The sequence below is a fragment of the Desulfosarcina widdelii genome, assembly GCF_009688965.1.
GTDB lineage: Bacteria > Desulfobacterota > Desulfobacteria > Desulfobacterales > Desulfosarcinaceae > Desulfosarcina > Desulfosarcina widdelii.
This window is the reverse complement of the sequence record NZ_AP021875.1, coordinates 153743-168574: the sequence shown is the minus strand read 5'-3', so window position 1 is coordinate 168574 and position 14832 is coordinate 153743. Positions and strand designations below refer to the sequence as shown.

The 14832-nt window shown below is 57.8% G+C and carries 14 protein-coding genes; 6 read left to right on the top strand and 8 right to left on the bottom strand.

Translation table 11 applies throughout. The features are described from left to right. Positions 1-33 precede the first annotated feature (33 nt). The 6 genes from GN111_RS00800 to murJ form a co-directional block, all read right to left on the bottom strand. Positions 34-738, bottom strand: coding sequence for a uracil-DNA glycosylase (locus tag GN111_RS00800; RefSeq protein WP_155301926.1), 705 nt, complete (start codon positions 736-738; stop codon positions 34-36). A gap of 65 nt (positions 739-803) precedes the next feature. Next, positions 804-2006, bottom strand: a complete 1203-nt coding sequence (gene coaBC, locus GN111_RS00795; RefSeq protein ID WP_155301925.1) for a bifunctional phosphopantothenoylcysteine decarboxylase/phosphopantothenate--cysteine ligase CoaBC — start codon at positions 2004-2006, stop codon at positions 804-806. A gap of 58 nt (positions 2007-2064) precedes the next feature. Next, positions 2065-2541 carry a hypothetical protein gene (locus GN111_RS00790; RefSeq protein WP_155301924.1) on the bottom strand — a complete coding sequence of 159 codons (477 nt, stop codon included), beginning with the start codon at positions 2539-2541 and terminating at the stop codon, positions 2065-2067. 37 nt (positions 2542-2578) lie between these two features. Beyond that, the gene (locus GN111_RS00785) at positions 2579-2875 is read right to left on the bottom strand and encodes a hypothetical protein (RefSeq protein ID WP_155301923.1); all 297 of its coding nucleotides are present in this window, start codon (positions 2873-2875) and stop codon (positions 2579-2581) included. 1 nt (position 2876) lies between these two features. Beyond that, on the bottom strand, positions 2877-3176 hold the full coding sequence (locus tag GN111_RS00780) for an FtsB family cell division protein (RefSeq protein WP_155301922.1): 300 nt from the start codon (positions 3174-3176) through the stop codon (positions 2877-2879). Further along, positions 3173-4780 (bottom strand): murein biosynthesis integral membrane protein MurJ, encoded by a 1608-nt coding sequence (murJ, locus tag GN111_RS00775; protein WP_155301921.1) that lies wholly within the window; start codon positions 4778-4780, stop codon positions 3173-3175. Before murJ ends, GN111_RS00780 begins: the two co-directional genes overlap by 4 nt. Before the next feature lie 111 nt (positions 4781-4891). Here murJ and rpsT point away from each other — a divergent pair, with 111 nt between their 5' ends. Next, a complete protein-coding gene (rpsT, locus tag GN111_RS00770; protein WP_155301920.1) occupies positions 4892-5155 on the top strand; it encodes a 30S ribosomal protein S20 in 264 nt (87 codons plus the stop codon). 89 nt (positions 5156-5244) lie between these two features. Here the strand turns inward: rpsT and lptE are convergent, their stop codons facing one another. Continuing rightward, positions 5245-5766: an LPS assembly lipoprotein LptE gene (lptE, locus tag GN111_RS00765; RefSeq protein WP_155301919.1), complete on the bottom strand. Its 522-nt coding sequence runs from the start codon at positions 5764-5766 to the stop codon at positions 5245-5247. 155 nt (positions 5767-5921) lie between these two features. After that, the gene (gene leuS, locus GN111_RS00760) at positions 5922-8516 is read right to left on the bottom strand and encodes a leucine--tRNA ligase (protein WP_155301918.1); all 2595 of its coding nucleotides are present in this window, start codon (positions 8514-8516) and stop codon (positions 5922-5924) included. Positions 8517-8841: 325 nt separating this feature from the next. Here leuS and GN111_RS00755 point away from each other — a divergent pair, with 325 nt between their 5' ends. From GN111_RS00755 to dprA, 5 genes are all read left to right on the top strand, one after another. Continuing rightward, positions 8842-10335, top strand: a complete 1494-nt coding sequence (locus tag GN111_RS00755; protein ID WP_155301917.1) for an Rne/Rng family ribonuclease — start codon at positions 8842-8844, stop codon at positions 10333-10335. A gap of 154 nt (positions 10336-10489) precedes the next feature. Continuing rightward, a complete protein-coding gene (gene yajC, locus GN111_RS00750; protein ID WP_155301916.1) occupies positions 10490-10870 on the top strand; it encodes a preprotein translocase subunit YajC in 381 nt (126 codons plus the stop codon). Between the two features lie 139 nt (positions 10871-11009). Then, positions 11010-12587 carry a protein translocase subunit SecD gene (gene secD / locus GN111_RS00745; protein WP_155301915.1) on the top strand — a complete coding sequence of 526 codons (1578 nt, stop codon included), beginning with the start codon at positions 11010-11012 and terminating at the stop codon, positions 12585-12587. A 77-nt stretch (positions 12588-12664) separates the two neighbouring features. Next, positions 12665-13699, top strand: a complete 1035-nt coding sequence (gene secF, locus GN111_RS00740) for a protein translocase subunit SecF (protein WP_155301914.1) — start codon at positions 12665-12667, stop codon at positions 13697-13699. Further along, complete coding sequence (gene dprA, locus GN111_RS00735) at positions 13700-14818, top strand: DNA-processing protein DprA (protein ID WP_155301913.1); 1119 nt, start codon at positions 13700-13702, stop codon at positions 14816-14818. It abuts the gene before it with no gap. Positions 14819-14832: the final 14 nt, after the last annotated feature.

Below are 14832 nucleotides of genomic sequence, written 5' to 3'. Positions count from 1 at the left end.
CCCTTAAAACGGTTAAAGGGACGGGTTAAGAATCTATTCCAGTCGCTTCATGATCTGCTGCACGTCCTCCCAAACTTCCCGCTTCTTTTCCGAATTTCTCAGCAGATAGGCGGGGTGGAAAGTCGGCATCACCGCGATGCCCATGAAGTCGTGAAACCGGCCTCGCAGCCGGGAAATGGGCGCCTGGGTATCCAGCAGGGTCTGGGCGGCCACCCTTCCCAAGGCGCAGATCACGCGCGGCCGGATTACGGCAAGCTGCCGCTTGAGAAAAGGCAGGCAGTGCCGGATCTCTTCGGGTTCCGGGTCGCGGTTGCCGGGGGGATGGCATTTGATCACATTGCAGATATAGACGGCTTCGCGGGTTAACTGCATGGCGGCAATGATCCGGGTCAGCAGTTGCCCGGCAGCGCCCACGAAAGGCCGACCGCATCGATCCTCATCGAACCCCGGCCCTTCACCGACGAAAACCAGCCGCGCGTTTTCCGCGCCTTCTCCGAAAACAATATGGTTTCGCGAGGCGCTCAGGCCGCAGCGGGTGCAATCGCCCAGGTCTGCCCGGATGTCCGCCAAAGTCTCGTCGTGTTTCCCGGATGTCTCTGTCGCCGGCCATCCCAGGCCACCGAGGATCTCCAGGCTGCGGGAAGAGCAGTCGAATCCGGTGCAGCCGCTTTCCTTGAGATGGACGAGGGAGTGGTGGATGTCCCGTATGATCCGATCAACGGAAGGAGTATTGGTCATATCGCTTCACCAGGGCATTGCGGGATGCACGGCATGGAGGTTCGTTTCTATGGAAAAACGGTCGGTCATCCCAACCGGTCGACGATCCTGTCCAGAATCAGATGGGCCACGGCCTGCTTGTCCATGACGTCAAGCGCTTCCTGGCTGCCGTCGGCGAAAAACAGGGTCATGCGGTTGGTGTCCGCGGCAAAACCGGAGTCGGGCGGTCCGATGAGATTGGCAGCGATCATGTCAAGATGCTTTTCCTTCAGCTTTTTACGGGCGTACGCTTCCATGTCGCGGGTTTCTGCGGCAAATCCCACCACGAATTGATTGCCTTTGCGCTTGCCAACCTCTTTTAAAATGTCCGTAGTGCGCTCCAGGCTCAGTTGGAGGCTGTCCTCCCCTTTTTTAATCTTATGGGTAGCCGTCTTCACCGGCCGGTAGTCGGAAACCGCCGCCACCTTAACCACCACATGAGACTGTTCAAGGTGGGCAAAGACCGCCTCAGCCATCTGGTCCACGGTCGAAACGCAAATCCGCACCACGTTCAGCGGCGGCTGAAGACTCACCGGCCCGCTGACCAGAACCACCCGCGCGCCGCGATTTTCGGCGGCGCGGGCTATGGCATAGCCCATTTTCCCGGAGGAAGGATTGCTGATGAATCGTACCGGATCGATGGCTTCGCGGGTGGGCCCGGCAGTGACCAGCACCTGTTTGCCGGCAAAGTCCTTGCGGGTCAGCAGGGCGCCCAGGCGGTCGACGATCTCCTCCGGTTCGGGCAGCCGCCCCGGTCCGGTGACGCCGCAGGCCAACTCCCCTTCTCCAGGCGCCAGCAGATGGCAACCGTCGGCTTGAAGCTGATTGAGATTGCGCCGGTGGGCAGGGTGCTCGAACATGTTGGAGTTCATGGAAGGGCAGATCATGACCGGGCAGGTCACGGCCAGCATGAAGGTGCTCAGGGCGTCGTCGGCGATGCCGTGGGCCAGTTTGGCGACCATGTTGGCCGTGGCCGGCGCAATGACCACGCCATGGGCGTCCTCGGCCCAGGCGATGTGTCGAATGGCCGCATCGTCCTTTTCGTCAAACAGATTCACGCAGACCTGATTTCCCGAAAGAACTTCAAATGTCATGGGGCCAACGAACCGGGCGGCGCTTTGGGTCATGATCACCCGTACCCGGGCGCCCAGCTTCACCAACCGTCTGAGCACTTCCACACTTTTGTACGCGGCAATGCCGCCGCACACGCCTAGAACGATATTCTTCTTGTCCAGCACCGATCGATTCATGATATCCGCCCCGATGGGTCGTTGCCAGTCAATGTCAATTCCCTTTTAAAAACAGGCACTACTTGTAAAGTCCGGGGGATGCGCCGGCAATTGTGGGCGACACCCAGATCTCGAGATAGGTGTACATCTTTTTCTCGGTGATGTTGATCACGCACCAGCGGTTTTCCTTTTTGAACAGCATGATGTTGCGGTAGGATTTGAAGGCACTGACCAAACTCCAGTTGTCGTTGGCCATGTTGCTTTCGAAAAAGGCAATCAACGAGGAGCCGTCCACCCGGCCCTTCATGGACAATACCCCGGCGGAAAGTCCCGGGGTACGAAAAACGAAAGAGGCGTTCTTGTCGACCTTCATTTCACGGGGAACCAGCACATCGCCGAAATCGTAATACAACGGGGCGTTGGGATCGGTACCTTCGTTGGCAGCTTCTCCGGACATCCCTTTCTGGGAGGCGCAGCCTCCTGCCAGCAGAATCAAAAGGCCCATAAAAAAGGCAATGGTTGCCGTTTTGGAAAACCATCCGTTCGATTCGCCCATTTTTCCTCCTCGATCTGCGTGCAGGTTCAATCCATCATCAGCGCCGATCCATTGCTTCCGACGGCAACCGTGTCTGTTCCAGCTTGCGCAGCGCATTGTACCGCAGCATCAGGCTGATCCACCGTTCCACCGATCCGGCAATGTCCGCCCAACCGCCGGGGGCTTCCGGCAGTTTGGCCAGAACATCGTCCAGGGCTCTTTGCAGGTCCGGGCGATCCGGGGTTCGATCCAGTAGGTAACGGTAGATCCGGGCAGCTTCTTCATTGCGGCCCTGGTCCGCATAGACCCTGGCCATGGTCACGGTATAAAACGTTTTGTCTCCGTCAGCGCTCATCTTATTTTCCGGCTCTTTTGTCTGTGGTCCGCGAAAGAATGAAGTCATCTTTGCCGATCATGCCCAGTTCGTGGCGGGCAACGCTCTCGATATAGACCGGATCGTTTTTCAGTCGCCCGATGATGCGGTAAAGGCTGACGTTTTCCCTGGCCAGCGTTTCGTTCCCGGCAGCCAGATGCCGCTGTCGTTCCCGCATCCGGGAAAGCTCCACCAGCCCGTTGTCGCCGAAAACGATCACCAGCATCAGGTTGAACAGGATCACCGCCGCAGCGGCAATCAACCATTTCCGGTTCAGGTTCATGATCGTTTAAGACTCCTTTTGACCAGGGCGGTCATCTTCTGCCATTCCGGTATTTTCAAAATGACGGCCATGCCGCAGAAAACGAGGATACCTGCGCCGATGGCAATACTGACATTCAGCAGCATTCGTAAACCGCCGACCGTCGATGCATCGGGGAAAAGTGGTCGGCAGAGCATGATGACGGCCGCGGCCATCACCCCGCTGGCGATCAGGGTTTTCAGGCAACTGGAGAGAATCGCCCGCCACCGGATCACACCCAGCTTTCTTTTCAGATGAACCACCAGAATCGTCAGATTCACCATGGAGGAAAGCGCTGTCGCCAAAGCCAGCCCGCAGTGCCCCATGGGCCCCATGAGCGCCATGCCCAAGAGGATGTTGGCGGCAATGGCCAGCGTCGCACTGATTACCGGTGTGCGCGTGTCCTGCATGGCGTAGAAGGTGGAGACCACAATTCTCACCGCGGAGAAGGCCCATAATCCTAAAGCATAGTACAAAAGCGCATCGGAGGTCAATCGTGCGGTCTGGGTGTCGAAAGCCCCGCGCTGGAACAACAGCGCCACGATGGGCTCGCGCAGAACGATCAGCCCGACCATGGCCGGAAGGGTCAGAAACAGGACCAGGCGCATAGCGTGGCCGAAAGTTTCGCCCATACCGGTATAATCGTGGCTGGCGGCCTGACGCGACAGGCTGGGCAGAACCGCGGTAGCTGCCGCCTGGCCGAAGATCCCCAGCGGAAATTGAACCAGCCGGTCGGCGTAGTAGAGATAGGATACGCTGCCTTCGGGAAGCAGGGAGGCCAGCAGGGTGCCCACAAGGATGTTGATCTGGTATACCGCCGCACCGAAAATCGTAGGCAGCATCAGCAAACCTACGGTTTTCATCCGTGGATGCCACAACCCGGAACGCTTCCAGAACCGGATGCCGTGCCTGACCAGATAGGGCAGTTGCATCGCCAGTTGAAGAATGCCCCCCAGCAGCACCCCTGCGGAAAGGCCCAGAACCCGAACCGTCTGGGATTCGGAAAACCGGGACACGGCGAATACGGCGCCGATCATGGCCAGGTTCAACATCAACGGCGCCACGGCCGGAGCGGCAAAATGCCCCAACACATTGAGAATTCCCATACACAGGGCTACCAGCCCGATCAGGATCACGTAGGGAAACATGATGCGGGTCAAGGTCACTGTCAGGGCCATCTTCTCAGGAGGCGAAGCGAATCCTGGTGCTACCGCCCGGATGATGAGCGGAGCAGCCACCACGCCGACAATGGCGACCACCGACAGGCAGACCAGTAGCAATTTCAGCGAACTGACGGCCAACCGATGGGCGTCCTCACGATTCCCGTTGATCATGGCATCGGTAAAAACGGGCACGAAGGCTAGGCTCAGGGAGCCTTCACCAAACAGCCGACGGAGTAAATTAGGGATCCTGAAGGCGGCGATAAAGGCATCGGCGGCCATTCCGGCTCCGAAAAAAGAGGCCAGCACCATGTCGCGCACGTACCCGAAAATCCGGCTGAGCAGGGTGGCCGCTCCCACCACGCCGGCCGCGCGGGTGACCTGTCGGTTCTCGCTTTTTGGCTGCCGCTCTCGGCTTGAATTCATAAGGCCCCGACAATGACGATCTTCCACAATAGTCCTTGACTTCCCCAAATTTTTTGTTTATCAAGAAGTTTTGTATTTTCCCAACTCATTTCCGAAAGGAGTAAGAACAAGGTGGCTAACCATAAATCAGCACTGAAACGCGCCGGGCAGAACGAACGTCGGCGGCTGCGTAACAAAGCGGTTCAGACCCGGGTCAAAAACGTTGTCAAGGATGTGCGCCTCGCCTTCGCCCAGGATGAGGGCGATGCGGCCGAAAAGCTGAACGCGGCCAAATCCGCCATCGACAAGGCGGCCAAAAAAGGGGTGCTCCATAAAAGGACCGCTTCCCGTAAAATTTCCCGTCTCGCCCGCCAGGTCAACGCTCAGCAAGCCTGAAACGTTACCTGTCTTCCAGTTATAGATAACCGGCAGTGGACGCTCCCCTGCCGGTTTTTCGCCTTTCGGCCGGTTGCTGCCCGCCGTCGTCAAAAATCTTCCGTCAGACGGTTGAAGGCCGATTCGGCCAGTTTCTGGGAAAGCGTGGCGATGGCATCCGATTTGTTGCGATCCGTCGCCATTTTGTCTCCGGCTACCACCGCATAGGCCTCGCTTTCGACAATATTTCCCGAACTCCAGAGCAGCCGCCCCTCCGGCGATTCCAACCGCAGGATTAACGTGCCGGTCACCCGTCGTTCCGTGGCAGTCGACACGCTGGTTCGGGTGATGTTGGCCACCGACAACCGGGCAATGGTCCCCGACAAAATGCCGTCGGCAGACGAGCGATCACGAGCCAGGCTCTCCTTGCGATTGCGTGTGAATTCGTAGATCAGGTCGTTGGTAAAGGTGCTCTCCACCCCGGTCTCGGCCGTTCGGTTCTCCAAAAGGGTGATAAAAATTTGGCTGACCCCGGACGGATAGCTGCCGCTGCCGGAAAAATGGTAGCCGCAGCCGGAACAACAGGCGAAGAATGCGGCGATTGCGAGTGTGGATAGAATCCGGCGTTTCATCGGGCTTCCATTGATTCAAGAGTGTTACGTTTTAAGTGGTTAAGCGAATGAATGCTGTCGATTAAAAAAAGAAAAAACGCCACTCTTTTTCCGCTTATCCAATCGAGCAACATCCTCAACGTAACACTTAAAACTTAATACTTAACACTTTTTATTTATACAACAATATTAACCAGTTTATTCTTGACAACAATCACCTTCCGGACTGTCTTACCATCGATAAACTTCCCAATCCGTTCGTCGGACAGGGCAGATTCTTTCAAGCTGGCGTCATCGGCATCCACTGCCGCCGAAAAACGGCTGCGCAGCTTGCCGTTGACCTGTACCACGATCTCCACTTCGTCTTTCACCGTGGCGGCGTCGTCAAAGGTCGGCCACGGATGGAGCAAAACGCTCTTGCGGCGCCCCAGATTCTCCCACAGCTCTTCGCAAAAATGGGGAACGATGGGAGACAGGAGCAGGACGGCGGTCTCCAATGCAAAGCGCATGACCGGCTTGTCCGCATCCTGCACATTGCCTTCGTCCAGGGCCTGCATGGCGTTGAACAGTTCCATGACCGCACTGATGACCGTATTGAAGTGAAAGCGCTCTTCGATGTCTTGGGTGACCCGCTTGATGGTTGCGTGCGTTTTACGGCAGAGTTCTTTGGTTTCGGCCTGGGTTGGAGACAGATCGCCCTCAGCCGGTGGCGTGTCCCCGATGATGGGCAGCCAGCCTTCGGCGAGACGCCAGACCCGCTGCAAAAACCGATAGCTGCCCTCCACCCCCTGCTCGCTCCATTCCAGGTCTCTTTCCGGAGGTGCGGCAAACAGGCAGAAAAGACGGGTCGTGTCGGCCCCGTACTGATCGAGCAGTACATTGGGGTCGATGACGTTTTTCTTGGACTTGGACATTTTTTCCACCCGCCCCACGGTCACCGGCTGACCGCAGTGCCGGCACGCGCGCCCGCCGTCACCCGTTTCGACCACCTCTTCGGGAAAGAGAAAGCCATGCTGCGGACAGGCGGTGGTCTCCTTGCACACCATGCCCTGGGTTAAAAGGCGCGTGAAGGGCTCCTTGAAGGTTACCAGGCCCATGGATTCCAGCACCCGGGTAAAATATCGCGAATAAAGCAGGTGCAAGATGGCGTGCTCCACTCCGCCGATATACTGGTCCACCGGCATCCAGTAGTCGACGGCCTGTTTGTCGAACATGGCCGTATCGCAGCGGGGGCTGCAATAGCGTTCGAAGTACCATGACGATTCCACGAAGGTGTCCATGGTGTCGGTTTCCCGGCGGGCGTCCTCGCGGCCGCATTGGGGGCAGCGGGTCCGGGCGAACTCGGTCAGGCTGGGCAGCGGCGACCGCCCACCTTCCAGCATATGGGCGTTTTCAGGCAGCAAAATGGGCAGGTCAGATTCGGGCACCGGCACGATACCGCAGCTTTCGCAATGAATCATGGGAATGGGCGCCCCCCAGTAGCGCTGTCGGGAGATACCCCAATCCCGCAGCCGGAAGCTGACCGTCTTTTTACCCAGACCTTTTTGCTCCAGGGCGGCGGTGATGGCATCGATGGCCTTGCGGTTGTCCATGCCGTCGAACGCCCCGGAGTTGACCATCATGCCTTCGTCGGTGTAGGCCGCCTCCATGGTGTTCCCGTCCAGACCTTCTTCCGGTGGACGCACCACGACAACAATGGGCAGGTCGTATTTTCTGGCAAAATCGAAATCGCGCTGATCGTGGGCCGGCACCGACATGACGGCCCCGGTGCCATATTCCATGAGAGCGAAATTGGCCGTGTAGATCGGCATTTTACGGCCGTTCATGGGATTGATGCAATACGCCCCGGTAAAGATGCCCTCTTTTTCATAGCTTTCGATGGCCTTGCTCGACCGCTCCTGCAGGGAGATGCGCTCGACGAATGCCGCCACGTCCACTTCCTGCTCCGTTCCAGTGGACAGTTCGGAAACCAGGGGATGCTCCGGCGCCAGGCACATGAAGGTGGCCCCGAAAACCGTATCCGGCCGGGTGGTGAAGACGCTGATGACCGCCTGGCTGTCGGCCACGGCAAACCGGATTTCGGCACCGATGCTTTTGCCGATCCAGTTGCGCTGCATGGTGGTCACCTTTTCGGGCCATCCGGGCAGTTTGTCGCAATGCACCAACAGGTCTTCAGCAAAGTCGGTGATCCTGAAGAACCATTGCCACAATTTTTTCTGGCGAACCGGCTTGCCGCAACGCCAGCACATGCCCGCCTCCACCTGTTCATTGGCCAGCACCGTCTGGCAGGGCTCACACCAGTTGACGAAAGACTCCTTGCGATAAGCCATGCCCTTTTCGACCATCTTGAGAAACAGCCACTGCTCCCAGCGATAGTATTCGGGTCGGCAGGTGGCCAGTTCACGCTCCCAATCGTAGGAAAAGCCCAATCGCTTGAGCTGGGCCCGCATGGCATCGATATTGTCGTAGGTCCATTTGGCCGGATGGGTGTTGTTGGCGATGGCGGCATTTTCCGCCGGCATGCCGAAGGCGTCCCACCCCATGGGATGCAGGACGTTGTAACCGCGCATGCGCTTGTAGCGGGCCACCACATCGCCGATGGTGTAATTTCTCACGTGGCCCATGTGAATTTTGCCGGACGGATAGGGAAACATTTCCAGCAGGTAGTATTTTTTCTGGCCGGGGTTTTCGGTAACATTGAACAGCCTGTCATCCTGCCAGCGTTTCTGCCACTTGGTTTCGATCGATTGTGGATTGTAGCGTGAATCCATGACTTTCCTATCTTCCTGCGAACATTGCGGATTATGCGAAGCCATCGGCGATGGCTGCAAAATCCAAAAGATTTCTACCTTTTACATCTGTGATCGGCAACGGTCGGACAGCGTGCACCCTCATGCCACAAAGACCGCTAAAGATCAAGGACCCAGGATGGGAATGTACCGCGACCGGGCCGTACCCATGGCAGCGTCAACGGTTTTTCCGCCGGCCCCCTTCACACCCAAAGACGAAAAACCCATTGACTTGGCCATAACAAACCATTATCTAAACAGATTTAACATTAACCCCCCAATGACCAATGGGAAAAAGCAGCAGCGAATGACCACAAAAATTCTCATTAACGCGGTAGATTCGGAAGAGGTTCGCCTCGCCATCGTCAAGGACAGCCTTCTGGAAGAATTTCACATCGAGACGTCGGCGCATGAAATTCTGCACAGCAATATATACAAAGGAGTGATCACCCGCGTCGAACCCAGCCTTCAGGCCGTTTTCGTGGACTTCGGCGCCGAACGGCACGGTTTTCTGCAAAAACAGGAAATCCACAGCGACTACTTCCAGGATCCGCCGGCCAGCGCCAAAGCCATCCAGAACCTGGTAAAGCGCGGCCAGGAGCTAATGGTGCAAGTGACCAAGGACCCCATCATGAAAAAAGGGGCCATGCTCACCACGTTTATCTCCCTGCCCGGCCGTTATGCCGTGCTCATGCCGGGGAGCAGCGGCCGCGGTATTTCCCGCAAGATCGAAGACGAAGCCGAACGTGACCGCCTCAAGGAAATCGTTTCCAAACTCAACCTGCCCGACGGTTTCGGCATCATTATCCGTACCGCCGGCCAAGGCTGCACCAAGACCAAACTGGCCAAGGATGTCCAGTACCTGCTGCGCCTGTGGAAGAACATCACCGCCCGGGCCGTGAAGGCCAAGGCCCCGTGTTCCCTTTACAAGGATCGCAACCTGGCGGTGCGTTCCATCCGGGACCATTTCTCTCCGGACATCAAAGAAATTCTCATCGACGATGAAGCGGTCCACCAGGAGGTGAAAAATTTTGTCCATATAATCGCCCCCAAACAGACCCAGATTGTCAAGTTCCACAAATCGGACAAGCCCCTTTTCACCCGTTTCCAGCTCGAGGACCAGATTGCGACCCTTTTCGGCAACCGGGTGGCGCTCAAATCCGGCGGATCGGTCGTGCTGGATCGCACCGAAGCCCTGGTGGCCATCGATGTCAACTCCGGCAAGGGCACCCAGAAAAAAAATATCGAGGAGACTGCACTGATGACCAACCTGGAGGCGGCCGCGGAGATCGCCCGCCAGTTGCGCATCCGCGATCTGGGCGGACTCATCGTGGTTGATTTTATCGACATGCGGGATCAAAAGCACCGCAACCAGGTGGAAAAAACCCTGCGCGCCAGCATGAAGCAGGATCGGGCGCGGGTCAAAATCGGCAAGATTTCCAAGTTCGGGCTGTTGGAACTTTCCCGTCAGCGCCTGCGCCCTTCCATCGATTTCGGCAGCATGGAAACCTGTGCCCACTGCGGCGGCAAGGGGCAGGTACCGTCTACGGAATCCTTGGGACTGAGCTTCATGCGCAAGCTGAAGTTGGAAACCCTTAAAGAAGGGGTTCGGCATGTAACCGCCGGCCTACCGGCGCCCGTGGCGAACTATCTGCTCAATCGCAAGCGCAGGGAACTGAGCGACCTGGAAATCAAACGGGACCTGGGTATCACCATCGTCTCCCGGGATGACTTGGTCCCCGGCCAGATGGATGTGGTCTACGACCGCAAAGCCAAGGCCGCCGAGACGCCCTCCGTTTAAAGCCGCGTGTTCAAGAACCATTGACGGCGGAGGGGATTTGCAGTATACCAGCGCCACTTTCAACCCGAGCCGAAACGGTTGTGACGCCAGCACAATAAATCGGCAAAACGATCCGGCGTCCGCCGATCATTTCTGACAGGAGGTTTGTTTACCAATGAATATCGCTTACGCAATGGGACAGGGCGGGGCCGCCGCTCAGGGTGGATCGGGAGGTTTTGCATCGTTCATTCCACTGATCCTCATGTTCGTCATCTTCTATTTTCTGCTGATCCGTCCCCAGCAGAAAAAGACCAAAGAACACAAACAGATGATCGAAAACCTGAAAACCGGAGATCGCATTATCACCAGCGGCGGTCTGCACGGCCGGGTCACCGGCGTGTCGGAAAGCACCCTGACCGTGGAAATTGCCGAAAAAGTCCGGGTGAAGGTCAACCGGGGATCGGTTTCCGGAATTATGCAGAGCAGTTCTCCGCCGGCCGCCGCCAAAGCCGCCAAAAAGGATAAAAAAGAAAAAAACGATAACGGCAAATCCTAAGCAGCTCATCGTTTTTCAATAGAAAGCCCCTTTGCCACCGGACTACTGACCTGTTCCGACTGCCGGCTTGCCTGCGGTCGGCGCTGGCATGAAGCGGCGGCCGGGGCTTTGGTTTGTAGATCATGAAAGGAAAGAAGCGTTGAAGAATCTTTCGTGGAGGCTCATCGTGATTGCGGCGGTCATTCTGGCCGCCGTCGTCTATGTGATTCCGACTTTTTCGCCCGGTGTGTGGCCCCATAAGAAAATCAATCTGGGCCTCGATCTGCAGGGCGGCATGCACCTGGCCCTGGAGGTGGATGCGGACAAGGCCGTTGAAAACACCATCGAGCGCATCGGCCAGGAAATGCGCAGTCTCATGCGCCAGGAGCACATCCGCTATCGAAGCGTCGAACGTGTGGAAGGCGTCAAACTGGCCGTCACGGTGGAAAATACGGAAAGCATTGAAAAGTTCGACGCGATGCTGGACGAGGAGTTTCCCGACCTTCGCATCGCCGACCGCAGCGAAACGGATGAGCGTCTTGAGATCGTTCTGGACATTCCCGAAAAGGAAACCGAGCATATCCGCAAACTCGCCGTGGACCAGGCTCTGGAAACCATTCGCAACCGCATCGATCAGTTCGGGGTGAGCGAACCGGATATCCGTATTCAGGGCGAACGGCGCATTCTGATCCAGCTTCCGGGTATCAAGGATACCCAGCGAGCCAAGGACCTGATCGGAAAAACCGCGCTGCTGGAATTCAAACTGGTGGATGAGGATCACGACGTACAATCGGCACTGGACGGCAACCTTCCCGCCAGCAGCGAAATCCTCTACCAGACCAAGGAGGACCGGACCACTCACCGTGCCTTGAAAACCCCCTATCTGGTGAAAAAACGCACTTCTCTGACCGGCGCCTACCTGACCGACGCCCGGGTGCAGATCGACAGCCAGTACAACGAACCTTACGTCTCCATAACGTTCGACAAGAAAGGGGCTCGGCTGTTCGAGCGCATCACCGCGGACAACGTTAAAAAGCGTCTGGCCATCGTGCTGGACGACAACGTCTATTCGGCTCCGGTCATCCAGGAAAAAATCGCCGGCGGCGAGGCCCGCATCACCGGCAACTTCACCACCGAGGAAGCGCGGGACCTGGCCATCGTGCTGCGCGCCGGCGCACTGCCGGCCCCGGTCCAGATCCTCGAAGAGCGCACGGTCGGCCCTTCTTTGGGTACCGATTCCATCCGCATGGGCCTGCTCTCCATGTGCGTGGGCGGCATCCTGGTAGTCCTGTTCATGATGATCTACTACAAGGGTTCGGGGCTGGTGGCCGATTTTGCCCTGTTGCTCAACATCCTGCTCATCGCCGGCGGCCTGGCCGGTTTCGGCGCCACCCTCACCCTGCCCGGCATCGCGGGAATCATTTTGACCATCGGCATGGCCGTGGATGCCAACGTTTTGATATTCGAACGTATCCGTGAGGAAATGTCCCTGGGGAAAACACCGCGGGCAGCCGTGGATTCCGGCTACGACCGGGCCACGTTGACCATTATGGACGCCAATGTCACCACCCTGATCGCCGCCCTGGTGCTGTTTCAGTTCGGCACTGGTCCGGTCAAGGGTTTTGCCGTGACCTTGAGCCTCGGCGTGGTGGCCAGCCTGTTCACCGCGCTGATTCTTACCCGCGCCATATTCGATTATTTTCTGATCAGCCGTAAGATTCGCACCATCAGCATCTGAACAGAAAGGGATCGTTTCCAGGCAGGCGTAAATTCCCAAGCCGAAAACGGCAAACCACCATCTCAAGGATTGGATTCATGCAGTTCATCAAACCGGGTATCAACATCGATTTCATTGGCAAACGCAAATTCGCCTTTACCTTTTCGCTGGTGCTGATCGTCGTCAGTATCGCCACGCTGGTGGTTCATCGGGGGCCGCGCTACGGCATCGATTTTGCCGGCGGCACCCTGGTTCAGGTCAAATTCGAAGCGCCTGTCACCATCGACGACATCAAAAAGGGCCTGCAGGGTATGGAAATCGCCGCTTCGGCCGTTCAGCAATTCGGCCAGGTCCATGACAACGAGTACCTGATTCGCACGGACGTGACCACTACGGCCCTGCAAGGACTGTCCGAAAGGGTCGAACAGCACCTTAAGGCAGCTACCGGTGTACCGGTGGAAATTCGCCGGGTGGAAATGGTCGGACCCCAGGTAGGCCAGGATCTGCGCGAGAAGGCTCTTTTCGCCATGTTCTACGCCCTGCTCTTCATCACGGTCTACATCTCGGGTCGCTTCGAGTTAAAATGGGCCAAAAGCGGCATCGTGGCAGCGGCCATCATGGGGGCCGTTTACGTGCTGTCGCTGTTCGACGTCTCGGTTCCCTTTCTCATGCTGGCCGCCCTGGTAGTTTCTCTGGTCATCTTCTGGTTTTTCGAATTCAAATATGCCATGGGCGCCATCGTTGCCCTGATCCATGACGTAACCATTACCGTGGGCCTCTTTTCGATCTTCGGGAAAGAATTCACCCTGCCCATCGTGGCCGCGCTGTTGACCATCATCGGCTATTCCCTGAACGACACCATCATCGTCTTCGACCGCATCCGGGAAAACCTGCGGAAGTATCATAAAGAGCCCATGACCACCATCGTCAACAAAAGCATCAATGAAACCTTGAGCCGGACGATCCTCACCTCGCTGACGACCCTTGTGGTGGTGGCCGCCCTGTTCGCGCTGGGCGGCGGCATCATCCACGACTTCTCTTTCGCCCTGCTGGTCGGCGTGCTCGTCGGAACCTATTCTTCCATTTACGTTGCCAGTCCCATTCTGCTGGCCTGGCAGTCCCGGAGAAAATAGATGGACGCCCTGCGGCCCTGGTTCGCCCTCAAGGGCGTACCAGGCGTCGGCAATCTGATCTTCCGCCGCCTGGTGGAGCAGTTCGGATCGCCGGATGCCGTGTTGGCCGCCGGCGAAACGGAACTGATGGCGGTTCAGGGGGTCAATGCCCGCCTGGCGGCCGCCATTCGACACTGCCGGCCTTCCGATGGAATCGATCGGGAACTGGAAGCCTTACAGCACAAAGGATACGGTCTGGTCACCCTGACAGACCGGCGATATCCCGCTTTGCTGCGCAGGATTCCGGATCCGCCGCCTGTGTTGTACATCTACGGCGAGCTGCCGGATAGTCACCTGAATATTGCGGTGGTCGGCTCCCGTAATGCCACCGGCTACGGCATTGCCACCACCCGCCGGCTCTGCCTGGATCTGGCCGCCCACCAAGTGACCATCGTCAGCGGCATGGCCCGGGGCGTGGATACCGCGGCCCATTCCGGTGCCATTGCCGGCGGCGGAACAACGGTCGCCGTTCTGGGCACCGGCCTGGACCGGATCTATCCCCGGGAGAACCGGTGCCTGTTTCATCAAATCGCCGAAAACGGCGCCGTGATCACCGAATTGTCCCTGGACAGCGGCCCCGACGCCCACCATTTTCCGGCCCGCAACCGCATCATCAGCGGCATGTGCCACGGAACCGTGGTGGTGGAGGCCACCGGACGCAGCGGTTCCTTGATTACGGCCCGGCTGGCGGCCGAACAGAACCGGGAGGTCTTCGCCGTGCCCGGCAATGTCCACTCCTTTAAAAGCGTCGGCACCCACAGCCTGATCAAGCAGGGGGCCAAGCTGGTGGCCCACGCCGGGGATGTGCTCGAAGAATTCGCGCACATGCAGGCACCCGACCGGCAGCCGGTTCCATCAGTGCAGTCGAAAATACCGGCATTGACGAACGAGGAAGCCAAGGTTATGGAGGTACTGGAAGCCGACCCCATTCACATCGATAGCCTGGCCCGGCAACTGGCCATGGCATCGGGGCGGTTGTCCGGACTGCTGCTACAGCTCGAACTGAAGCAGGTGGCGGTTCAGCATCCGGGTAAACAGTTCTCCCTGGCTCCGGGCATCGATCCGAAGCCGTTGAAATAAACGAAACAAGAGGT